Source organism: Paraburkholderia podalyriae, assembly GCF_014397785.1.
GTDB lineage: Bacteria > Pseudomonadota > Gammaproteobacteria > Burkholderiales > Burkholderiaceae > Paraburkholderia > Paraburkholderia podalyriae.
Window position 1 is genome coordinate 1 of record NZ_VZQQ01000015.1, and the last position, 18,170, is coordinate 18,170.

Below are 18,170 nucleotides of genomic sequence, written 5' to 3' on the forward strand. Positions count from 1 at the left end.
TGGTAGCGGTGGTAGCGGTGGTGGCGGTGACGGATCGGGGAATGGTGGTACTGGTGGTGACGGCGGTACTGGCGGTGATAGCGGCGGGGATGGTGGGGACGGTGGGCATGGTCATGGTCATGGCCATGGGCACGGCGATAATGGTGACGGCGGTCATGGTCATGGCCACGGGGGTGATGGTGACGGCGATGGCGGTCATGGTCATGGCCACGGCGGTGATGGTGACGGCGACGGCGGTCATGGTCATGGCCACGGTGGTGATGGTGACGGCGATGGCGGTCATGGTCATGGCCACGGTGGTGATGGTGACGGCGATGGCGGTCATGGTCATGGCCACGGTGGTGATGGTGACGGCGATGGCGGTCATGGTCACGGCGCCAGCGGTCACGGCGATGGCGGTCATGGTCATGGCCACGGTGGTGATGGTGACGGCGATGGCGGTCATGGTCACGGCGCCAGCGGTCACGGCGATGGCAGTCATGGGGACGGTGGTCACGGTGATGGCAGCGGCCACGGCGATGGCGGTCACGGTGACGGCGGCCACGGCGATGGCGGCCACGGCGCCAGCGGTCATGGCGATGGCGGCCACGGTGACGGCGGTCATGGTGACGGTGGTCACGGTGACGGCAGCCATGGCGATGGCGGCCACGGTGACGGCGGTCATGGTGACGGTGGTCGCGGTGACGGCGGCCATGGCGATGGCGGTCACGGCGCCAGCGGTCATGGGGACGGTGGTCACGGTGATGGCGGTCATGGGGACGGTGGTCACAGTGATGGCAGCGGCCACGGCGATGGCGGTCACGGTGACGGCGGCCATGGCGATGGCGGTCACGGCGCCAGCGGTCATGGCGATGGCGGCCACGGCGATAGCGGTCATGGGGACGGCGGTCATGGGGACGGCGGCCATGGCGATGGCGGTCACGGCGCCAGCGGTCATGGGGACGGTGGCCACGGCGATGGCGGTCATGGGGACGGTGGTCACGGTGATGGCAGCGGCCACGGCGATGGCGGTCACGGTGACGGCGGCCATGGCGATGGCGGTCACGGCGCCAGCGGTCATGGCGATGGCGGCCACGGTGACGGCGGTCATGGTGACGGTGGTCACGGTGACGGCGGCCATGGCGATGGCGGTCACGGCGCCGGCGGTCACGGCGATGGCGGCCACGGTGACGGTGGTCATGGTGACGGCGGTCATGGTGACGGTGGCCGCGGTGACGGTGGCCGCGGTGACGGCGGCCATGGCGATGGCAGTCACGGCGCCAACGGTCATGGCGATGGCGGCCATGGTGAGGGTGGTCACGGTGACGGCAGCCATGGCGATGGCGGTCACGGCGCCAGCGGTCATGGCGACGGTGGCCACGGTGACGGCGGCCATGGCGATGGCGGTCATGGCGCCAGCGGTCATGGCGACGGCGGCCACGGTGACGGCGGTCATGGCGACGGTGGCCATGGCGATGGCGGTCATGGCGCCAGCGGTCATGGCGATGGCGGCCACGGTGACGGCGCTCATGGCGATGGCGGTCGAGGCAGCGACGGCGGCCAAGGCAGCGGCGGCCCGGGCAACGGAGGCCGCGGAGGCTTCGGCGGCCACGGAGGCTTCGGCGGCCACGGTGGCGGCTACGGTGGCGGTGGCTCCGGCAACGGCGGCCACGGCGGTGGCAACCACTAACTGTTGGCAGGAGTCCCGCGCGATCCGCGGGGCTCCCTCCGGACGCGGGGGGCCGCGGTATCGTCCGGCCTCCACACCGAACCTGATCAAGCGCCGCAGACGATCGGTAGCAAAACAAGCACACCCAACCAGACAACAAAGTGGACGGCCCCCACCGTCCACTCAACTCCTCAACTCGATCACCTGCTCCTGCACCACCAGAAAAATCCTCTCCCCAGAACGCGCCCCGTCTCACGCGCCCCTCCGGTAAAACTCCCGAACGCCGGCAGCACCCCACGATCGATCCCAAAGCGAAAACACGGCACGCGCGCCGAATCCGTCCGCGTCGCGATCCGGTAGACCGGATGCACATGCCCCGCGAGCACATAAGCGTGATCGACCGAATGCGGGTGATGGCACAGCGCCCACGCCCCGATATGCCACGGCTCGCGCACCGACTCGACTTCCAACGTGTGCGGCAACGCACCCGCATGCCGATCGTGATTGCCTTCGACGAGCACCACGCGCATCGACGCATGCCGCACGCGCCACGCATGCAACGCATCGAGCGTGAGCGTCGACAGCGACTCGCGCGCGTGCAGCAGATCGCCGAGAAACACCAACGTCGCCGGCTGGAACTCGTCGATCAGACGATCGATCCGAAGCAGATTCTCCGCGGTCGAACCAACCGGCACCGGGATGCCGCGCGCGCGAAACACCGCGTCCTTGCCGAAATGCGCATCGGCGATAAAAAGAGCACGCAACACCGGATCGAAACACGCGTGCAAGCTCGACAGCACGAGAGCTTGCCCGCCGACGTCGATCGCAAGCGAAGTCGGCTTCATCGTCGCGCCGCCTTTTCGAGTTCGGCGAGCAGTCGCTCGACGCGATCCGCGAGCTTCTCGGTGCTGACTTTTTCGCGCAGGCGTCCGACGATCAACGGAAACGCGAACGGCGTCGGCTTCTTCGGCTGCGTGAGCACGACGCGGCTCGCGTTCATTCGTTCGAGCGCAATACGAATGCGCCGTACGTCGAGTTCCTGCAGCAGTACTTCGGTATCGGCCTGACCGAGCAGAAGATTGCCGCGATCGTGCTGACGAAAGATCTCGTAGAAAAGCCCGCTCGACGCCTGCAATTGCCGCGCGCATTTCTGCTGCCCAGATGCGCCAGGAAGACGAGTCCCGACACCCGCGCAATCTCGCGAAAACGTCGCAAAGAGAGCTCGGACGAATTGAGGCTCGCGAGAATGTCGTGATCGAGCTCTTCAGGTGAAAGCAGGCCATTCTGTAATTGCGCATCCCAATCGAATGGCGCGTCGGCCAGTTTGGAGGACAGCGGCATGCGGCTGCCAGCCCATTGCGGCATTGCGCCTCGCGATGAGCGCGCACGCCGCACCCACGCCGTCATGTCCTGCACGCGAATCAGTTCGAGCGCGCGGCCGCCGAACGTAAACACCTCGCCGGGCTTGAGCCGCGAAATGAACGATTCCTCGATCGCACCAATGCGTCCGCCCGATAGATACGCAACGTTCAACGTGCCGTTCGCGACGATCGTGCCGATGTTGTTGCGATGCCGGCGCGCCAGATCGTTGCGCGGGACGCGGTACAGTCCGTCGCTGTCGCGCGCGACGCGATGGTAGTCGGGATACGCGCGCAGCGTCGCGCCCCCGCCTTCGACGAATCCCAGCGCCCAGTCGAACTCCTGCTGCGTCAGATCGCGATATGCATAGGTCTGCAGAGTTTCATCGTGCAGCTCGCGCGCGTCGAAGCCACCGCCGATCGCCACGGTGACCAGATGCTGCACCAGCACGTCGAGCGGCTTTTGCGGCGTATCGCGGCTCTCGATCTGCCGTTTGTCGACGGCATCACGCGCGGCCGCCGCTTCGATCAATTCGAGCGCATGCGTCGGCACGATCGTCACGCGCGACGGCAAACCAGGCGCATGTCCCGAGCGACCCGCGCGTTGGATCAAACGCGCGACGCCTTTCGGCGAGCCGATCTGGAACACGCGTTCCACCGGCAGAAAATCGACGCCGAGATCGAGACTCGACGTACACACGACAACCTTTAGCAAGCCGTTCTTCAACCCCCGTTCGACCCACTCGCGTACCTACCTCGGTCGCGAACGACAGATTGCCGAGCGTTGCCGACAGCCCCCACACTTGCAAGCCGGGCCGCCAATGCGTGAGACGCGCGAGCGCGAGTTGCGTCTGCGTGCCGCGTTTGTTGCCGAGCAGTTCATGCCATTCGTCGACGATCACGAGCCGCACCTGAGCCAGTACTTCGCGCGCATCGGCGCGCGTCAGGATCAGCGTCAGACTCTCGGGCGTCGTGACGAGTGCGGATGGCATGCGCCGGTTCTGTCGCTCGCGTTCGGCGGCCGACGTATCGCCGGTCCGCAGACCGACGCTCCAGGGTACGGGGAGTTCGGCTGCGGAGCTTTGCAACGCGCGCGCGGTGTCGGCCGCGAGCGCGCGCATCGGCGTGATCCAAAGTACGGTCAGCGGTTCGGGATGCTGGCGCGGCGTTGACGATGCACTCGCGAACGCGGCGAGCGCGCCGAACCACACGGCCCAGGTTTTGCCGGCGCCGGTGCTTGCGTGCAGCACGCCACTCGCGCCGGCGGCGATGTTGCGCCACACTTCGCGTTGAAACTCGAACGGTTGCCAACGGCGCGCGGCGAACCATGCGTCGAGTTTGTCCGCGAACGGGCGGCGCGCGTCGTCGGGTGAGTACGAGGGAAACGGTAGCGGCTCGAAAGCGGGTTCGCGCGCATCGAGCCGCGCCCGTTGCGCCCGGCTGCGCGGAATCCGGCGCGGCCTCGGCGCGCGAACGCGCTCGTCGTCGGCCGCTGGCGCGACGGTGGAGTCGTGGGCGGGGTCGTCGGAGTGGGCCGGCTCGGTCATCGAAAGCGCTTTCGTCAACGGGTGTGGCGGATTCGCGTGCCGGCGACTTGCGCCGGATGTTGATGTGGACCGCGCGGTCGCGCGGCGGTTCAGCGACGTTCCCGATATGCGCGCAACGCCCTGGATCGGCAATGCCTCGGAGCCTCGGCCGACATCCGATCCGTTACAATCGATCGGACCACACCACTGGAGATTGGCTTTGAAATCACTCGTTGCTTTGCTGGCCGCAGCCGTTCTGTCCTCGACGGCGATGGCTGCCGCGCCGACCACGGAGACGCTGCCGTCCGGCGTCATCGTCCAACATCTGACGCAAGGCACGGGCCCGCAACCGTCCGCGACGGACGTGGTAAAGGTCAACTATCGCGGCACGCTGCCCAACGGCACCGAATTCGATAGTTCGGCCAAGCACGGCGGCCCGGCCACGTTCCCGCTCAATCGCGTGATTCCGTGCTGGACGCAAGGCGTGCAGAAGATGAAAGTTGGGGGCAAGGCGCGACTCACGTGCCCGGCGGCGACCGCATACGGCGATCGCGGCGTCGGCCCGATTCCGCCGAATACCGATCTGACCTTCGAAGTCGAACTGGTCGACATCGTCAAGTAAAAGCGTGCGAGCTGCGTTAAAGATGCTCTGAGACCCGAGCCTCGCTGCGCCAATCGCAGCGAGGCTCTTTTTATGGGCGCCGAATGGCCCGCGAGGGGATTCACCATGAAACGTGACAAAAGTGAGGTGCCGGTCGCGAGCATTGGCTTTACCGGCAAGAGCGCCCAGAAGTTCTTCGGTTTGTTGAAGGACGCCCATGTGCGCACGGTGCTCGACGTCCGCCTCAACAACACGTCGCAACTCGCTGGCTTTGCGAAAAAACAGGATCTGCCTTACTTTCTCGACCAGTTGTGCAATGCGGCGTACGTGGAAATACCGGAGCTGGCTCCCGAGCCGGAACTGCTCAAACGCTACCAGGGCAAGCAATTGAGCTGGGAGAACTTTCGCGAGGAATATTTCGACCTCATCGCGCGCCGCCGCGTGGAAAGCAATCTGGATATCGCGCTATTCGAATCGGGGTGCCTGCTGTGCAGTGAACATTTACCACATCATTGTCACCGGCTGTTCGCGCTCGAGTATCTGAACCAGCACTGGAATAGTCGTCTGTCCGTTACCCATTTGACCTGAGCGGCGCCGATCAGGCCGGGTTAAGTTTTTTGCGCCTGATTGACCGGCGGCTTGCCGTGCCGACGGGTCGCATCTCACCGGCGCCGGCTGGGTTTCCTTCAGTAGCCCGAATAGTCGCGTGGCGCGAAACGTGCAAAAGCGCGCCCGGAACGCAGGTTTTTTCAAGGCGCGAGACGCTCGCTCGTCTACTATCTACTCACGCGCAGCTCCCTGTATCCGTCTCGCCCTATCGCCGGCCACGAACCGGCCGTGATTATGCGCGCCAGGAGCACTTGCCATGAACATCGACTTTCATTACGGCGTGGTCTACATTGCCGCGCGCGTCGGCGGCATGACGGCCGGCGATGCGCAAACCGTCGCGCATGCCTGCCAATACGTCGACGACGCTACGACGAGCGGAATACTGCGGTTCAAAGGCGGCGAGACTTTCGAGCGATTCGCGACCGCGCACAAGTTATTCGATTACGCCAATGCCGAAAACGACCTGAATCGGCTCGTGTGGACGCCGTTCCATTTTCTGCCGGCTGGCGTTGGAGAAAGTCTGGAGGAAAAGGCGATTTGCCGGCCCGATAGCGAAGTCGCGCGTGAAGTCGTGCGGCGCGCGATCCGACAGCGCGACTCGGGAACCGCGTTGCACCGGCTCGGCGTGACGCTTCATACGTATGTCGATACCTGGGCGCACCAGGGATTCGCGGGCATCGAAAGCCCGTGGAATCGCGTGCATCTTCTCGAAGCGCAGGATTGCACGCGCAAGGGCTGGCTCGCGAGCCTCGAACTGGCGGTCGCGCATCTGATCGAGCATGTCGAGCAGGACGTTCTGACGATCGCGTTGCCGGTCGGCCACGGCGCCGCACTCCATTATCCCGACCAGGCGTGGGCACGGTGGCATTACATCGACGGCCACAATCACTTCATCTCGCGACATAATTTGCCGGATTTCGTGCAGGCGGCGGATATGAGTTGTCGTGTCGTGCGAGCTTATCTGGCCGGACGTGAAGATTTCGAAAGCCAGCCCGGCATGCCGGACGACGCAAAAGACGCGCTGACCCGACTGCTCGATACGAACCGCGAACTCGACGACAACCTGCGTCTGAGAACCGTTTGCGAATGGGTGAATGCCGGCCGTATTCCGGGCTTGAAAGAACCCGTGCCCGGCTATATCGCCAAAGGACACGGTTCGTGGAAGTACCAGGCCACCGGTTTGTTGTGCGATGACGACACCGGGGACAGACCGGAGTGGACGACCGCCTTCGAGAAGAGCGACTACCGCCTCTTTCACGACGCGGTCAAACAGCACCGTTTCGTGACCACTCAGGAGATCTTGCCCGCGCGCGGATTGCGGATTGCCTGAGTGCCGCGAACACGGTTTCAAAACCCCCGTGCGAACGTTTGCGGCGACGCCCGCCTTTGCCCAGTTACTGCATTCTGGCTTGCTGATGCGGCGCAGCCTGAGCCGCCGCCTGCTGTTCTTCGGCGTGCTTTTTGGCCATATGCCGTCCGACGATACAGCCGCCGACCGCGCCGACCACCGCATGATGTCCCGCATAGTGCCCGGCGACGCCGCCCACTACGGCTCCTTTCATGCAACCGGCCGCGTTGGCGGTGCCGGCCATTGCCAAAGAGACTGCCATTGCCCCGAGGGCGGTCCTGATAAAGCCAGCTTTCATTGTAAGTACCATCGTGTTTGAGTGGATCCAAAATAGGGTGGCCTGGCGTCTTTTTCAATAGCCGCCGCGTGCATGGCGGCTGACAAACGATTCTCTATTGGCTATACCTCCACCGCCGGCACGAACAGGAAGTGTAAATGGACGGGGCTGGTGCAGGCGCAACAGGCGTTGCAAGATCGGTAACGGCACGTTACGGAAGCGGCGGCGGTGTGTTGCCAAGCATCGTCAGTGGTGTTTCGCACACGCTTGAATCCGTTCGCTATAGCCGACCGCGAAAAATGACCGTTTTTGAAATAAAAAATGGACCACGCTCCTTTGAATATTCAAATGCTTGCCTATAGTAGAAGCGACTAATGCCAGAAAGCGGCTGCGCCCTTGTGCCGCCGATGCGGATGACGGGGAAACACAAATGACACGATCGAATGCAGCGATCTATCAGACCAGGACGTGCACGCCGGAGTCGTTGCGCACGCTCGCGAGCTTTCTCGAATTGGCGCTCGACGAGGGAAAAAGCGTGGTCGTCATGCGGATCGGCAAGCAGGCGCGCAGCGTTTATGTCGGGAATCCGTCCGGTGCATTGGAGGATTTAACGGATTCCGGTGTCGTCGAAGCTTTCCAGGCAGATGAAATGCTGGTACTGACCCGTCTGGGCCTGAACCGGATAACGGCGGACGGACAACACTACCGCTTTATGCGGAGTGTGAGGTACATTGCCGATCGCCAGGTCGTCGTTTTTACACCTATCTGAGTGGTGGAACCGAAATGAAAAAGAAGAATCACGAAGGAAGGGAAAGGAAGAAAGCTTCGACGACCCGGTAGAAAACCTGACAGCTTTGTCATTTGAACGCCGGATCAGCGGTCCTATCGATGTATTGAAGCTCAGGATAGGTCAATAGACTGCCTTTCTTCCGCTATTCATGGCATAGTTCGACGATTACCACATAAGGAGCAGTCAAATGCCTTCGTTAGAGCAAATCCAAGCAAAGCTTAAGAAGCTCCAGGCGCAAGCCGACGTTCTCATTGCCAAAAAAGCACAAGCCGCGGTCGACCAGATTCGCCAGTTGATGCTCAAGCACGGTCTCACGACTGCCGATATCGAAGCACAGGCAAAGGCACGACGCGCCACGCTGAATGGCAATGCCGGTACGGGTCGGGGAAGGCCCGCAGGCGCGAGCAAAGCCGCCGGGTCGGCAACGCCGCCGAAGTACCGCGACGATAAAACCGGCGCAACCTGGACAGGTCACGGCCGCGCGCCTGGCTGGATCGCCGGTGCGAAGGACCGCACGGTGTTCCTGATCGACGCTGCGAGCGAAAGCAAATCCGCGGCTGCGCCCGCCGCGAAGCTCGGGAAAGGTCAGCCGAAAGGCGCACAGCCGCCGAAGTACCTGGATCCGAAAAGCGGCGCGACATGGAGCGGCCGCGGTCCGGCGCCGGCATGGCTCGCGTCCGTCAAGGACCGCAGCAAATTCCTGATCGATGGCGCGACGGCGGCCGCCGCTCCGAAAGCGGCGAAAGCGGCGGCAAAGAGCGGTCAGGCGAAAGCGACCGCGAGTGCGGTAGGCAAGAAGAGCGCGGCGAAAAAAGCCGTGGCGAAAAAAGCGACTCGCAAGACGGCCGCGAAAAAGACCGCAGCCAGAAGCGCGACCCCGGCAAGCCGGAAAGCCGCGGTGAAGAAAACCACCGGCCGCAAAAGCGCTGTGAAGACGGCAAGAAAAGCACCGATGCGCAAAGCTGCTTCAAAGAGCACGGCCGCGCCCGTCGCTGGAACTCTCCAAACGTCAGAGGCGCAACAAAGCGCGTAATTGCCGCGGAGTCGTGAGTAGATGGTTATCACCTACGATGCATCCCAGCAGGAAGACAAGGTCTTCCTGCTGGACTCCGCTCCTCATCCGGCAGCCGATGCCGCCGAACCATTCATCGTCGCGAGCGATCGCCGCGTGATCCTCACTTATCCGATCGCGGAGTCGGACTTTGAACGGTTCGGGCCATTCGATCCCGACGACGATCCTTTTTGCGCGGTGTTGTTTGCCGACGCCGTCTTTCATCGTCTCGGGCCGCCGGGCGATGCCGATCTGGCCATTCATCCGCTCGCGGCGCAAGGTCTGAGCGGCTACGCGGTGCATGAAGTCGTCAATTCGTCGCTGTGCGCGGAGATTGCCACCGTGACGACAGACTCCCTCGCCGTTGGTCCTGAAGCACCGGCGCGGCGGCATTTCGTCATTACGTTTCAGGCCTCGATGTTCGAATGCGTGGCGTCGGACTATACGATCATCGGCGTATTCGGCGCGGCCGAAATAGCAAGTCGCGAGGCATTTGCATTGGTCAGATAACGCGTTTGAAGCGGGAAGCAAGGCGCGGTCCCGATCCGGGCACGCGCCGTGCATGACGTTGCGATAGTGAAAGCCAGGCACGAGTCCGGCACTCTCCCGTCGAACGCGGAACGCGCACGCCGTGTTCCGCCGCTTGCCATCGAGGCCACGCATGCTGACTATTGCTGTTACCGCGTTCGTCACGCTCGTGATCGTTCTCGCGATCGCCAATCTGTCGAGCGGCGAGAAGAAAATAGCACACAGGATCGAGCGGCTCTATAAGAGCGAAGATCCGCAATTCCTTCGCTCGATGGGTCTATTGCTCGGGCCGCCCGTGGTGCCGGGTAATCGCTTTGAGATGCTGCTCAACGGCGACCAGATCTTCCCGTCGATGCTCGAAGGCATTCGCTCGGCGCGCGAAACGATCACATTTGAAACCTTCATTTACTGGTCTGGCGAGATCGGCGAACAGATTGCGCGCGCGCTGGCCGATAAGGCGCGTGAAGGGGTCGCCGTGCATGTACTGCTCGACTGGGTCGGTTCATCGAAAATGGATCGACGCTATCTGCAACTGCTGCGCGAGGCCGGCGCCGAAGTGGTCAAGTATCACAAGCCGCACTGGACCGGACTGGGTCGTATGAACGATCGTACGCACCGCAAGCTATTGGTGATCGACGGCCGGATCGGCTTTACGGGCGGCGTCGGCATTGCGCCGGAGTGGACGGGCAATGCACAGGACGAAAAGCATTGGCGCGATACGCATTTTCGCGTGACGGGTCCCGTGGTCGGCCATATGCAGGCCGTGTTCATGGACAACTGGATCAAGACGACCGGCAGCGTATTGCACGGCCCCAGGTATTTTCCGCACGTCGACGTCGAGCCGAAAGGAGCAGGCGAGGGTCTCGCGCATATGTTCAGCAGTTCGCCGTCGGGCGGCAGCGACGACATGCAGTTGATGTATCTGATGGCCATCACCGCCGCCACGCGCACTTTGCAGCTGGCGAGCGCGTACTTCGTGCCCGACAAGCTCACCATCAATGCGATCGTCGAAGCCGCGAAACGCGGCGTCAAAGTACGGATCGTCACGCCTGGCAAACGCATCGACACGCACACGGTGCGCGAAGCCTCGCGTGCGTGCTGGGGCGATCTATTGAAAGCGGGCGTCGAGATCTACGAGTACCAGCCGACCATGTTCCATTGCAAAATGCTGGTAGTCGACGAATACTTGGTGTCGGTCGGCTCGACGAATTTCGATAGCCGCTCGTTCAAGCTGAACGACGAAGCGAACCTGAACATTTACGACCGCGATTTCGCCAGGCAGCAGACCGCCGCGTTCGCCGACGACATCGCGAAATCGAAGCGCATCACGCTCGACGCATGGACGGGGCGTTCACTCAGCGAGAAGCTCATTGAAACGGTTGTGCGGCTGCTGGACCCCCAGCTTTGAAAACGCTTCGATGTCGGGGCGCGTGGCCCGCTTGCCGGTGTCGTGTCCAACGGCAGCCGCATCGATGAGGCGCGCTTTCGGGTGCTGGTACGCATCGGCAAAAACGCGCAGTTGTTCACCACGGCCGGCGCACCGAATCCTGATAACGCATCAGAATGAAATGAGCGACGGCGTCCGAATGATAGGCGGCGACCAGTTGCGCGACCCATGCGCGCTGGCGATCGCTGTCGCGCACGCTCAGTACGTTTGCGTACGGCGAGCGTGCGTCTTCGAGACTGAGACCATCGCGAGCGGGGCGGAGACCCGAGCGCGCCGCCGTGTCGCTGTCGATCACCGCGAACGCGACGCTGTTCAACGTGTCGTACAGACGCGCGCGCGGCACCTGGCGAATCTTCAGATGCAGGCGGTTGCTCGTGATGTCGGCGAGCGTCGCGTGCAGGCCTGCGCTGTCGCGGAACGTCAGCAGCGTTTCGTTTTGCAGCAGGATCAGCGCGCGTGCGGTTCCGGCGGGGTCGTCGGGAATCGCGATCGTCGCGCCACGTTGCAATTGCACGAGGTTCGTCAGCTTGCGCGAATACAGAGCGACCGGAAATGTGACTGTCGTGGCCACGCTCGTCAGTGCATAGCCGTGCAGTTTGCGCTGCGCGTCGAGGGCCGCTTCGTCTTCGACGCTCGCGACGTCGATCTGCTTCGCGACGAGCGCGGCATCGATCCGCGACGGTTGATCGAACACCACGACATCGAGCGCGAGGCCCTCGCTCGCGGCGACGCGGCGCACTTCGGTCATGATCTCCGCTTGAGCGCCCGAACTCACGCCGACTCTGATCGTCTGCGAGGCGGCGTGCGAAGGTTCAGGCAGCAAAGCGGGCAATATCGCGACCGCAAGCGCGGCGATGGCATATCGCTTCATGATGCATCCCTCCACACCGTGCGAAAGCCGATATGTGAAGCCGGCAAATCGGCTTCCTGCTGCTCGCGCGACGCCGCGCGATACCTGACGCAGTAGTCGCGCGAGCACAGGAACGAGCCGCCCTTGATGACCATCGGCGTATCGTGGCGTCGGTTGAGCGGCGCCACGGCCGCGGTATCGCCGTTCGTATGCGACTGGTGCGGTCCGGTGTACACGTCCTTGGTCCACTCCCACGCATTGCCGATCATGTCGTAAAGCCTGAAGTCGTTCGCCGGATAGCAGCCGACCGGCGACAGGCCGACGTGACCATCTTCGCCGGTGTCGAGCACCGGAAACACGCCCTGCCAGTAGTTCGCGCCCGGTTTGCCGTGCGCGTCGCGCGGCGCGGTGTCGAGATCCGCGCCTTGATGGCCGGCTTTGCCCGCGTATTCCCATTCGGCTTCGGTGGGCAGGTCGCGGCCGAGCCAGTGTGCGTACGCGAGCGCATCGGCCTGCGTGACCATCGTCACCGGTTGATTCATCCGGCCGTCGAGATTGCTGCCGGGGCCGCTCGGATGATTCCACGCGGCGCCTTTGACCCAGTTCCACCACGCGAGATCGCGCGCGTTCATCTCTTCGCGCGTCGGCGTGTGAAAAACGACCGCGCCGCCCTGGCGCTCCGCATCGCTGACGTAGCCGGTCGCGCGCACGAACGCGGCGAACTGCGCATTCGTGACGTCGGTCTGGTCGATCCAGAAACCGGCAACGTGCGTGTTGCCGTCGCCGGCCGGGCGCTCGTCTTCGTAGCCGAGCTTGCTGCCGAACACGAAGTCGCCGCCATGCAGATGCACCATGCCGGCCCGCGGGTCGTCGCGCCAACGCGCGGGCAAGCCCGAGTAACGCCCGCATTGCTGTTCGGAGCCGAGCGCGGCGAGTGCCCGCGAGCGGTTCAGGTTGTCGAACGCATTGGACGGACCACCGCCGAATACCGCCGCGCTGGCCGCGCCGATGGATGGCGCGGCAAACACGGCGGCAAATGCGGCGGCAAACGCCACCGCCGCGATCGCGGCGTATGCGCCGTACAGCGCGACGCCGCCTTTGAGCTTGAATGAAAACGCCATCGTGTGCTCAGTAGTAACCGCGCGGACGCAACGGTTCGACGCCGCCGACGCTCGTCATATAGTCGTTCCATTGCTGCACGAGCCCATCGATGATCGACGGGTTCTGCGCCGACACGTCCTGCGTTTCGCCGCGATCGGCGCTGATGTCGTACAGCTGCCAATGACCGTCGACGGGGCCGAGCGGCGGTTCGGTCCACAGGGCTTTCCAGCGGCCGTCGGCGCTGCGCAGATAGCCGCGGCCGTAGGCTTCGTCGCCGAACGACGCGCTGTGTACCGGCGTCGTGCTCTGATCTTCGAGCAGCGGCAACAGCGATTGTCCGGTGACCGGATACACATAGCGGTTGTTGTAGACCACCTTGCCCTTGTTCTGATCGACGCCGGTCAGCGTGTTGATCAACGCGGGCGCGGGCGTGGTCGGCACCGCAATTTGCGCGACCGCGAGGAACGTCGCGGTGTTGTCCGTCACGTGCGTGAATTCGCGCAGCGTCGGCTTCTGCGAAGTCTGACCCGGCAGATGCACGATCAACGGTGTCGATACACCGCCTTCGCCCGAATAACCCTTGGTCAAGCGGAACGGCGTCGCGCTGACTTCGGCCCAACGCAAACCGTATTGCAGACGTTGCGCGTTTTGCTGACCGTTGTCGGTGCCGAGTTTCGAGTAGGCAGGATCGGTCGCGTTCGCGGTGTCGGTGGCGGTCGGGTCCGCACCGGAATCGATCGGCCAGCCTTCGGCGCCGTTATCCGACTGGAACATGATGAACGTGTTGTCGTATTCGCCGATGTCCTTCAGATGCTGGATCAGCAGGCCGATGTTGCGATCGAGGTTCTCGACCATGCCCGCGTAGATTTCCATGTAACGCGCCTGCGCCTTCTTCTCGGCCGGCGACAGGCTGTCCCACTTCTTGTTCACATGGCCGGGGCCGTAATCGGTGTAGCCCTGTACGGCGTTGTGCACGGCGCTCACGGATTTCGCGCTCGCGGTGCCGTTGTTCGCCGTGGCCGGGCTCGCGGCCAGCGTCTCCGATGCGCCACCGTACGGCACGAAGTCCTGCGCAATGATGCCGAGCGCTTTCTGTCGGGCGATACGCGCATCGCGGATCGCATCGTAGCCAGCATCGTATTTGCCGACGTAGTTGTGCAAATAAGGATCGGGCACCTGCAGCGGCCAGTGCGGTGACGTATAGGCCGCGTACGCGAAGAACGGCTTGCCGTCGCCCTTGTTCGAATCGATGTATGAGATCAGGCGCTGCGTGTAGAAGTCGGTCGAATAGAACACGGCGGGGCTGCCGCCCACGCCGCCGGGTTGTCCCGGCTGGCCCGGCTGCACGTACTTGCCGTCTTCGGTGTAGTTCTGCGAGCCGGCCAGTTCGTGCGCGAAGTGATTGGTCGCGGCGCCGCCGAGCAACGCGTAGCTGTGCTCGAAGCCCCATTGGTCCGGCGTCTGCCCGCTGCCCGTCGCGCTGCCGACGATGCCCGAGCCGATGTGCCACTTGCCGGCCATGTACGTGTGATAGCCGCCGTCCTTCAGCAATTGCGCAATCGATAGCGCGCGATCGTTCAGATAGCCTTCGTAACCTGGCAATCCCTTGCGTTCGTCCGTCGGCACGCCCATCGTGCCCTCGCCGACCAGATGATGATCGGTGCCCGAGATCAGCATCGAACGCGTGATCGCGCAGACGGTGCCGGTGTGGTGATTGGTCAGGATGCGGCCGCTTTGCACGAGCGCATCGAGGTTGGGCGTGTTGATTTCGCCGCCGAACGCGTGAATGTCGGAGTAGCCGAGGTCGTCGGCCATGATGTAAAGGATGTTAGGCCGCTTCTGCGCGATGACTGGCGTGGACGCGGGCACGGCGCTCGACGCGGCGGACGCGGCCGGCAGATTGCCGTCGCCGCACGAGGCGAGCGTGACGAGGCTCGCGACCGCGGCGCCGATCAGGCGGAGACGAAATGAAGGGCGATGTTGGGTAAGGCGAAATCGAACGGTTGTCATTGTTATTGCGGACCGTAAGGTGGGGCCGCTGATGTTAGCAATGACGCCGCAAAGGCCAAAAGAACGATTTCTGGGTTGCTATCGACGTTTGTCGATATAGCCGGCAGTAGACGGCAGTGGCGCAAACATCGCCATTTGCCGCGCTAATTGCCCGGATCGAGCACCGGCTTGTCCGGGTCCGCTTGCGTGCGGTACGGCAGTCGCGCGGCATGCGGATCGGTGATCGTGTTGTCGATCACGCGCTCGACGTCCGCTGTTTTCGCGAGTTCGGTGAGGAAGGTCTTCTTGTCGAAGCCGGGCGCGACGCAACCTTCGACATAAATAAAGCGGCGTTGCAGCGTGAGCCATAGTGTCGACTGCTCGCGCCAGTGCGTCGCGACGTTCAGATTCGCAAGACGCCGTTGCACACTGTCCGCGATTTCCGCGTCGTACAGATACGCGTTCGGCAAACGGCAGCGGCCTTCGATCCAACAGCTATTGCCGCGTTCGATCCGGTAATGGCTATCGTCGAGCCATTCCTTTTCGGTTTCGAATGGGCCGAGCGGCGTCGGGCAGTCGGCGATGGCTTTGGAGATCTGCAGGAATGGATCGTGGCCGCGATTGACGCGCGCGGGTTCGCTATAAACGCGAGCCGTGGCCACGCAAAGTATCAGGCTGGCGAGACTCAGTTCGAACCCGCGTTTCATGCTGTAGTCGCTCCAGGTGTGGACCGCCCATTATCGCGCGGACGCGAACCTCAACGCTTGGTGCGTCGATTCTCGACCGCGAACTTGATCAACTCGGCCTGTCCTTCGATATCGAGTTTGCGCTTCAGATTCAGCCGATGCGTCTCGACGGTCCGCACCGACAGATCGTTGCGCTGCGCGATCTGCTTGCTCGACAGACCTTCGGCGAGCGCGTCGAGAATGTCGCGCTCGCGCGGCGTCAAACGTTCGACCGGCGATTGCGTCGCCGACGCCTGGATCAGCCGCGCGCTCAGCTCCGCGCTGAAGAACGTCTTGCCGTCGAGCACCGCGCCGATGGCCTGAATGATTTCAAGCGCCGGCGAATCCTTCAGCACGTAGCCGCTCGCGCCGGCGCGCACGGCCTGTGTCACGTATTCGAGGTTGTCGTGCATCGACAGCATCAGCACGCGAATCGCCGGAAAACGCTCGTGAAAAAGGCCGGCCAACGCAATGCCGTTGATGCCGCTTTTCATGCCGACATCCATCAGCGCCAGATGCGGCGACTGTCGTTCGGCCAGTGCGAGCGCTTGCTGCGCGTCGCCCGCTTCGCCGACCACTTCGAAATGGCGGACCGCTTCGAGGCGTGCACGCAGACCATCGCGCACGAGCGGATGATCGTCGACGAGCAGCAGACGCGCGATGGGAGAAGAGGGCGTGTCGTTCATGAAGAGAGTTCCTGCAGGGGCGGCACCGTCGCGTGAATCGTCGGCAGCGGCACGCGCGCGGCGACGACGGTATGGCCAGGCTGCGAGTTCAACGACAGCGTGCCGCCGAGTGCTTCGAGCCGTTCGCGCATGTTGCGCAGACCGACACCTCCGCGTCCGCCGACGAATGCGCCGGTTACGTCGAAGCCGCGGCCGTTGTCGGCGATCGTCAGCGTGACCGCGTCGCGCGAAACCTCGAGCGCGAGCGCGGCGCTCGACGCCTGCGCATGCCGCACGATGTTCGTCAGCGCTTCCTGGGCGATGCGAAACAGCACGGTGTTGACCACGTCGGGCAAGGTGGCCGCATGCGTGTGCGAAATCTGCGTAAAGCCGATCGCGATGCCGGACTCGTCGCCGAGTTCGCGCGTCAACTGTTCGAGCGCGGCCGCGACGCCGAGATCGTCGAGCATCGACGGACGCAGCGCATGAGAAATCCGCCGGACTTCGCGCAGCGTATCGCCGAGCCGCGTGAGTCCGGTGGACAACGCGGCCTCGGCGGCGGGTACGCGCGCGTCGCCACGTTCGAGCCGCGCGAGCGCCGATTCGAGCAGCAGCTTCACGGACACCATCATCTGGCTGATGCCGTCGTGCAATTCCCGCGACAGGCGCGCGCGCTCGTTTTCCTGCGACTCGACGACCTGCTGCGCGAGCCGCTTCAGCTTCGCGTCGGCGCTGCGATATTCGGTCACGTTCAGCACGAGCGCGCATAGCGCAATGACCGCGAGGCCGGCCACGGCGATTGCGTCGATCCACTTCATCGTGCGATCGATATTGGCCGCGGCCTCGGCGTCGATATGCGCGAGGGCCGCGTCGACGTCGTCGAGATAGATCCCGGTGCCGAGCATCCAGCCCCAGCGCTCGAGCGGCACCACGTAGCCGAGTTTCGACTCGACCTTGCCGGTCGACGGCCGATGCCACAGATAGCGCACGTAGCCGCCGCCGCGAGCGGCCGCGGCGAGCAGTTGCTGGATCGTCGGCGCGCCCTGGCTATCGCGCAACGACCACAGATCGCGGCCGACCAGATCGGGCTCGCGCGGATGCATCAGCGAGCGGCCGTGCATGTCGTAGACGAAGAAGTAGCCGTCCTCGCCGAAATCCATTTTTTCGAGCACCGCGAGCGCGCGCGTGCGCAGCAGCGCGTCGTCGCGCGCGTTGTCGCCGCCGGCTTCGTAGAGCGGCGCGATCGCAGTGGTCGCGAGTTCGACGTAGTGCTTGAGCTCGATCTCCTTGCTCGCCATGTACGCGGCCTGGGTGCTCGCGTGCTGTCGCTCGGCGAGCGCCGTCGCTTCGCGGCGCACGCCGGTCTCGATGCTCGCAATTGCCACCAGAAAGGGCACGATCGCAAGCAGCACAATCTTCGCTTTGAGCTTCATCGTTGAAAAAACCCGGTCAACGGGCTACGTATTATCACGTAGACGGCTTACGTAGTTGCGCGCTTGTGAGGAAGCGCGCGAAGGCGAATACTACATGCCCGTCGCATCCCGCGCTGCGCGAGGCCTGGCCGGCGCGTGTGCGGCGTTCCCCGATTTCCCGCCTGACCTCAGGCAACCGGGCATCCGCGCGCCGGGCCACGAGCCATCGCGCGTGCTGTCGATAA

Annotated in this window: 17 protein-coding genes and 2 pseudogenes; 7 read left to right on the plus strand and 12 right to left on the minus strand. The window is 63.7% G+C overall.

The features are described from left to right. The 5 genes and pseudogenes from F6X42_RS45310 to F6X42_RS46620 all read right to left on the minus strand — a co-directional run. Positions 1 to 1,651: hypothetical protein (locus F6X42_RS45310; protein ID WP_187635688.1), on the minus strand; the 1,651-nt coding region annotated here is incomplete at its 3' end. Positions 1,652 to 1,831: 180 nt separating this feature from the next. Then, a pseudogene (gene pdeM / locus F6X42_RS18930) lies at positions 1,832 to 2,493 on the minus strand (ligase-associated DNA damage response endonuclease PdeM). Next, complete coding sequence (locus tag F6X42_RS46610; RefSeq protein WP_512699625.1) at positions 2,490 to 2,753, minus strand: hypothetical protein; 264 nt, start codon at positions 2,751 to 2,753, stop codon at positions 2,490 to 2,492. The pseudogene pdeM and the gene F6X42_RS46610 overlap by 4 nt, the downstream one beginning before the upstream one ends. Then, positions 2,645 to 3,706, minus strand: coding sequence for a DEAD/DEAH box helicase family protein (locus tag F6X42_RS46615; protein ID WP_512699626.1), 1,062 nt, complete (start codon positions 3,704 to 3,706; stop codon positions 2,645 to 2,647). The genes F6X42_RS46610 and F6X42_RS46615 overlap by 109 nt, the downstream gene beginning before the upstream one ends. 136 nt (positions 3,707 to 3,842) lie before the next feature. Continuing rightward, positions 3,843 to 4,847: pseudogene (locus tag F6X42_RS46620) on the minus strand (DEAD/DEAH box helicase); the annotation flags it as partial. Between F6X42_RS46620 and F6X42_RS18940 the strand changes: the two are divergent. The 3 genes from F6X42_RS18940 (at position 4,804) to F6X42_RS18950 (ending at position 7,072) form a co-directional block, all read left to right on the plus strand. Continuing rightward, positions 4,804 to 5,154, plus strand: a complete 351-nt coding sequence (locus F6X42_RS18940; protein ID WP_246530149.1) for an FKBP-type peptidyl-prolyl cis-trans isomerase — start codon at positions 4,804 to 4,806, stop codon at positions 5,152 to 5,154. The pseudogene F6X42_RS46620 and the gene F6X42_RS18940 sit on opposite strands and share 44 nt — an antisense overlap. Before the next feature lie 105 nt (positions 5,155 to 5,259). After that, positions 5,260 to 5,721: a DUF488 domain-containing protein gene (locus tag F6X42_RS18945; RefSeq protein WP_187635838.1), complete on the plus strand. Its 462-nt coding sequence runs from the start codon at positions 5,260 to 5,262 to the stop codon at positions 5,719 to 5,721. A gap of 277 nt (positions 5,722 to 5,998) precedes the next feature. Next, on the plus strand, positions 5,999 to 7,072 hold the full coding sequence (locus tag F6X42_RS18950; protein WP_187635690.1) for a DUF6765 family protein: 1,074 nt from the start codon (positions 5,999 to 6,001) through the stop codon (positions 7,070 to 7,072). A 64-nt stretch (positions 7,073 to 7,136) separates the two neighbouring features. Here the strand turns inward: F6X42_RS18950 and F6X42_RS18955 are convergent, their stop codons facing one another. Beyond that, the gene (locus F6X42_RS18955) at positions 7,137 to 7,388 is read right to left on the minus strand and encodes a hypothetical protein (protein ID WP_187635691.1); all 252 of its coding nucleotides are present in this window, start codon (positions 7,386 to 7,388) and stop codon (positions 7,137 to 7,139) included. 463 nt (positions 7,389 to 7,851) lie between these two features. On the opposite strand from F6X42_RS18955, the gene F6X42_RS18960 reads away from it, so the two are divergent. The 4 genes from F6X42_RS18960 (at position 7,852) to cls (ending at position 11,144) form a co-directional block, all read left to right on the plus strand. Beyond that, complete coding sequence (locus tag F6X42_RS18960; protein ID WP_246530140.1) at positions 7,852 to 8,136, plus strand: hypothetical protein; 285 nt, start codon at positions 7,852 to 7,854, stop codon at positions 8,134 to 8,136. 208 nt (positions 8,137 to 8,344) lie between these two features. Further along, positions 8,345 to 9,190 carry an H-NS histone family protein gene (locus tag F6X42_RS18965; RefSeq protein WP_187635692.1) on the plus strand — a complete coding sequence of 282 codons (846 nt, stop codon included), beginning with the start codon at positions 8,345 to 8,347 and terminating at the stop codon, positions 9,188 to 9,190. A gap of 21 nt (positions 9,191 to 9,211) precedes the next feature. Then, positions 9,212 to 9,718 (plus strand): hypothetical protein, encoded by a 507-nt coding sequence (locus F6X42_RS18970; RefSeq protein ID WP_187635693.1) that lies wholly within the window; start codon positions 9,212 to 9,214, stop codon positions 9,716 to 9,718. A gap of 151 nt (positions 9,719 to 9,869) precedes the next feature. After that, the gene (gene cls / locus F6X42_RS18975; RefSeq protein WP_187635694.1) at positions 9,870 to 11,144 is read left to right on the plus strand and encodes a cardiolipin synthase; all 1,275 of its coding nucleotides are present in this window, start codon (positions 9,870 to 9,872) and stop codon (positions 11,142 to 11,144) included. A 115-nt stretch (positions 11,145 to 11,259) separates the two neighbouring features. Here cls and F6X42_RS18980 read toward each other — a convergent pair whose 3' ends face one another. From F6X42_RS18980 to F6X42_RS19005, 6 genes are all read right to left on the minus strand, one after another. Continuing rightward, the gene (locus F6X42_RS18980; protein WP_187635695.1) at positions 11,260 to 12,054 is read right to left on the minus strand and encodes a MetQ/NlpA family lipoprotein; all 795 of its coding nucleotides are present in this window, start codon (positions 12,052 to 12,054) and stop codon (positions 11,260 to 11,262) included. Next, entirely contained in the window at positions 12,051 to 13,154 is a 1,104-nt protein-coding gene (locus F6X42_RS18985; protein WP_187635696.1) for a formylglycine-generating enzyme family protein, read from the minus strand. The genes F6X42_RS18980 and F6X42_RS18985 overlap by 4 nt, the downstream gene beginning before the upstream one ends. 7 nt (positions 13,155 to 13,161) lie before the next feature. Next, the gene (locus tag F6X42_RS18990) at positions 13,162 to 15,144 is read right to left on the minus strand and encodes an arylsulfatase (RefSeq protein WP_187635697.1); all 1,983 of its coding nucleotides are present in this window, start codon (positions 15,142 to 15,144) and stop codon (positions 13,162 to 13,164) included. Positions 15,145 to 15,287: 143 nt separating this feature from the next. Next, on the minus strand, positions 15,288 to 15,830 hold the full coding sequence (locus tag F6X42_RS18995; RefSeq protein WP_187635698.1) for a hypothetical protein: 543 nt from the start codon (positions 15,828 to 15,830) through the stop codon (positions 15,288 to 15,290). Positions 15,831 to 15,880: 50 nt separating this feature from the next. Beyond that, positions 15,881 to 16,534 carry a response regulator gene (locus tag F6X42_RS19000; protein ID WP_187635699.1) on the minus strand — a complete coding sequence of 218 codons (654 nt, stop codon included), beginning with the start codon at positions 16,532 to 16,534 and terminating at the stop codon, positions 15,881 to 15,883. Further along, on the minus strand, positions 16,531 to 17,946 hold the full coding sequence (locus F6X42_RS19005) for a cache domain-containing protein (protein ID WP_187635700.1): 1,416 nt from the start codon (positions 17,944 to 17,946) through the stop codon (positions 16,531 to 16,533). Before F6X42_RS19005 ends, F6X42_RS19000 begins: the two co-directional genes overlap by 4 nt. Between the last annotated feature and the right edge of the window lie 224 nt (positions 17,947 to 18,170).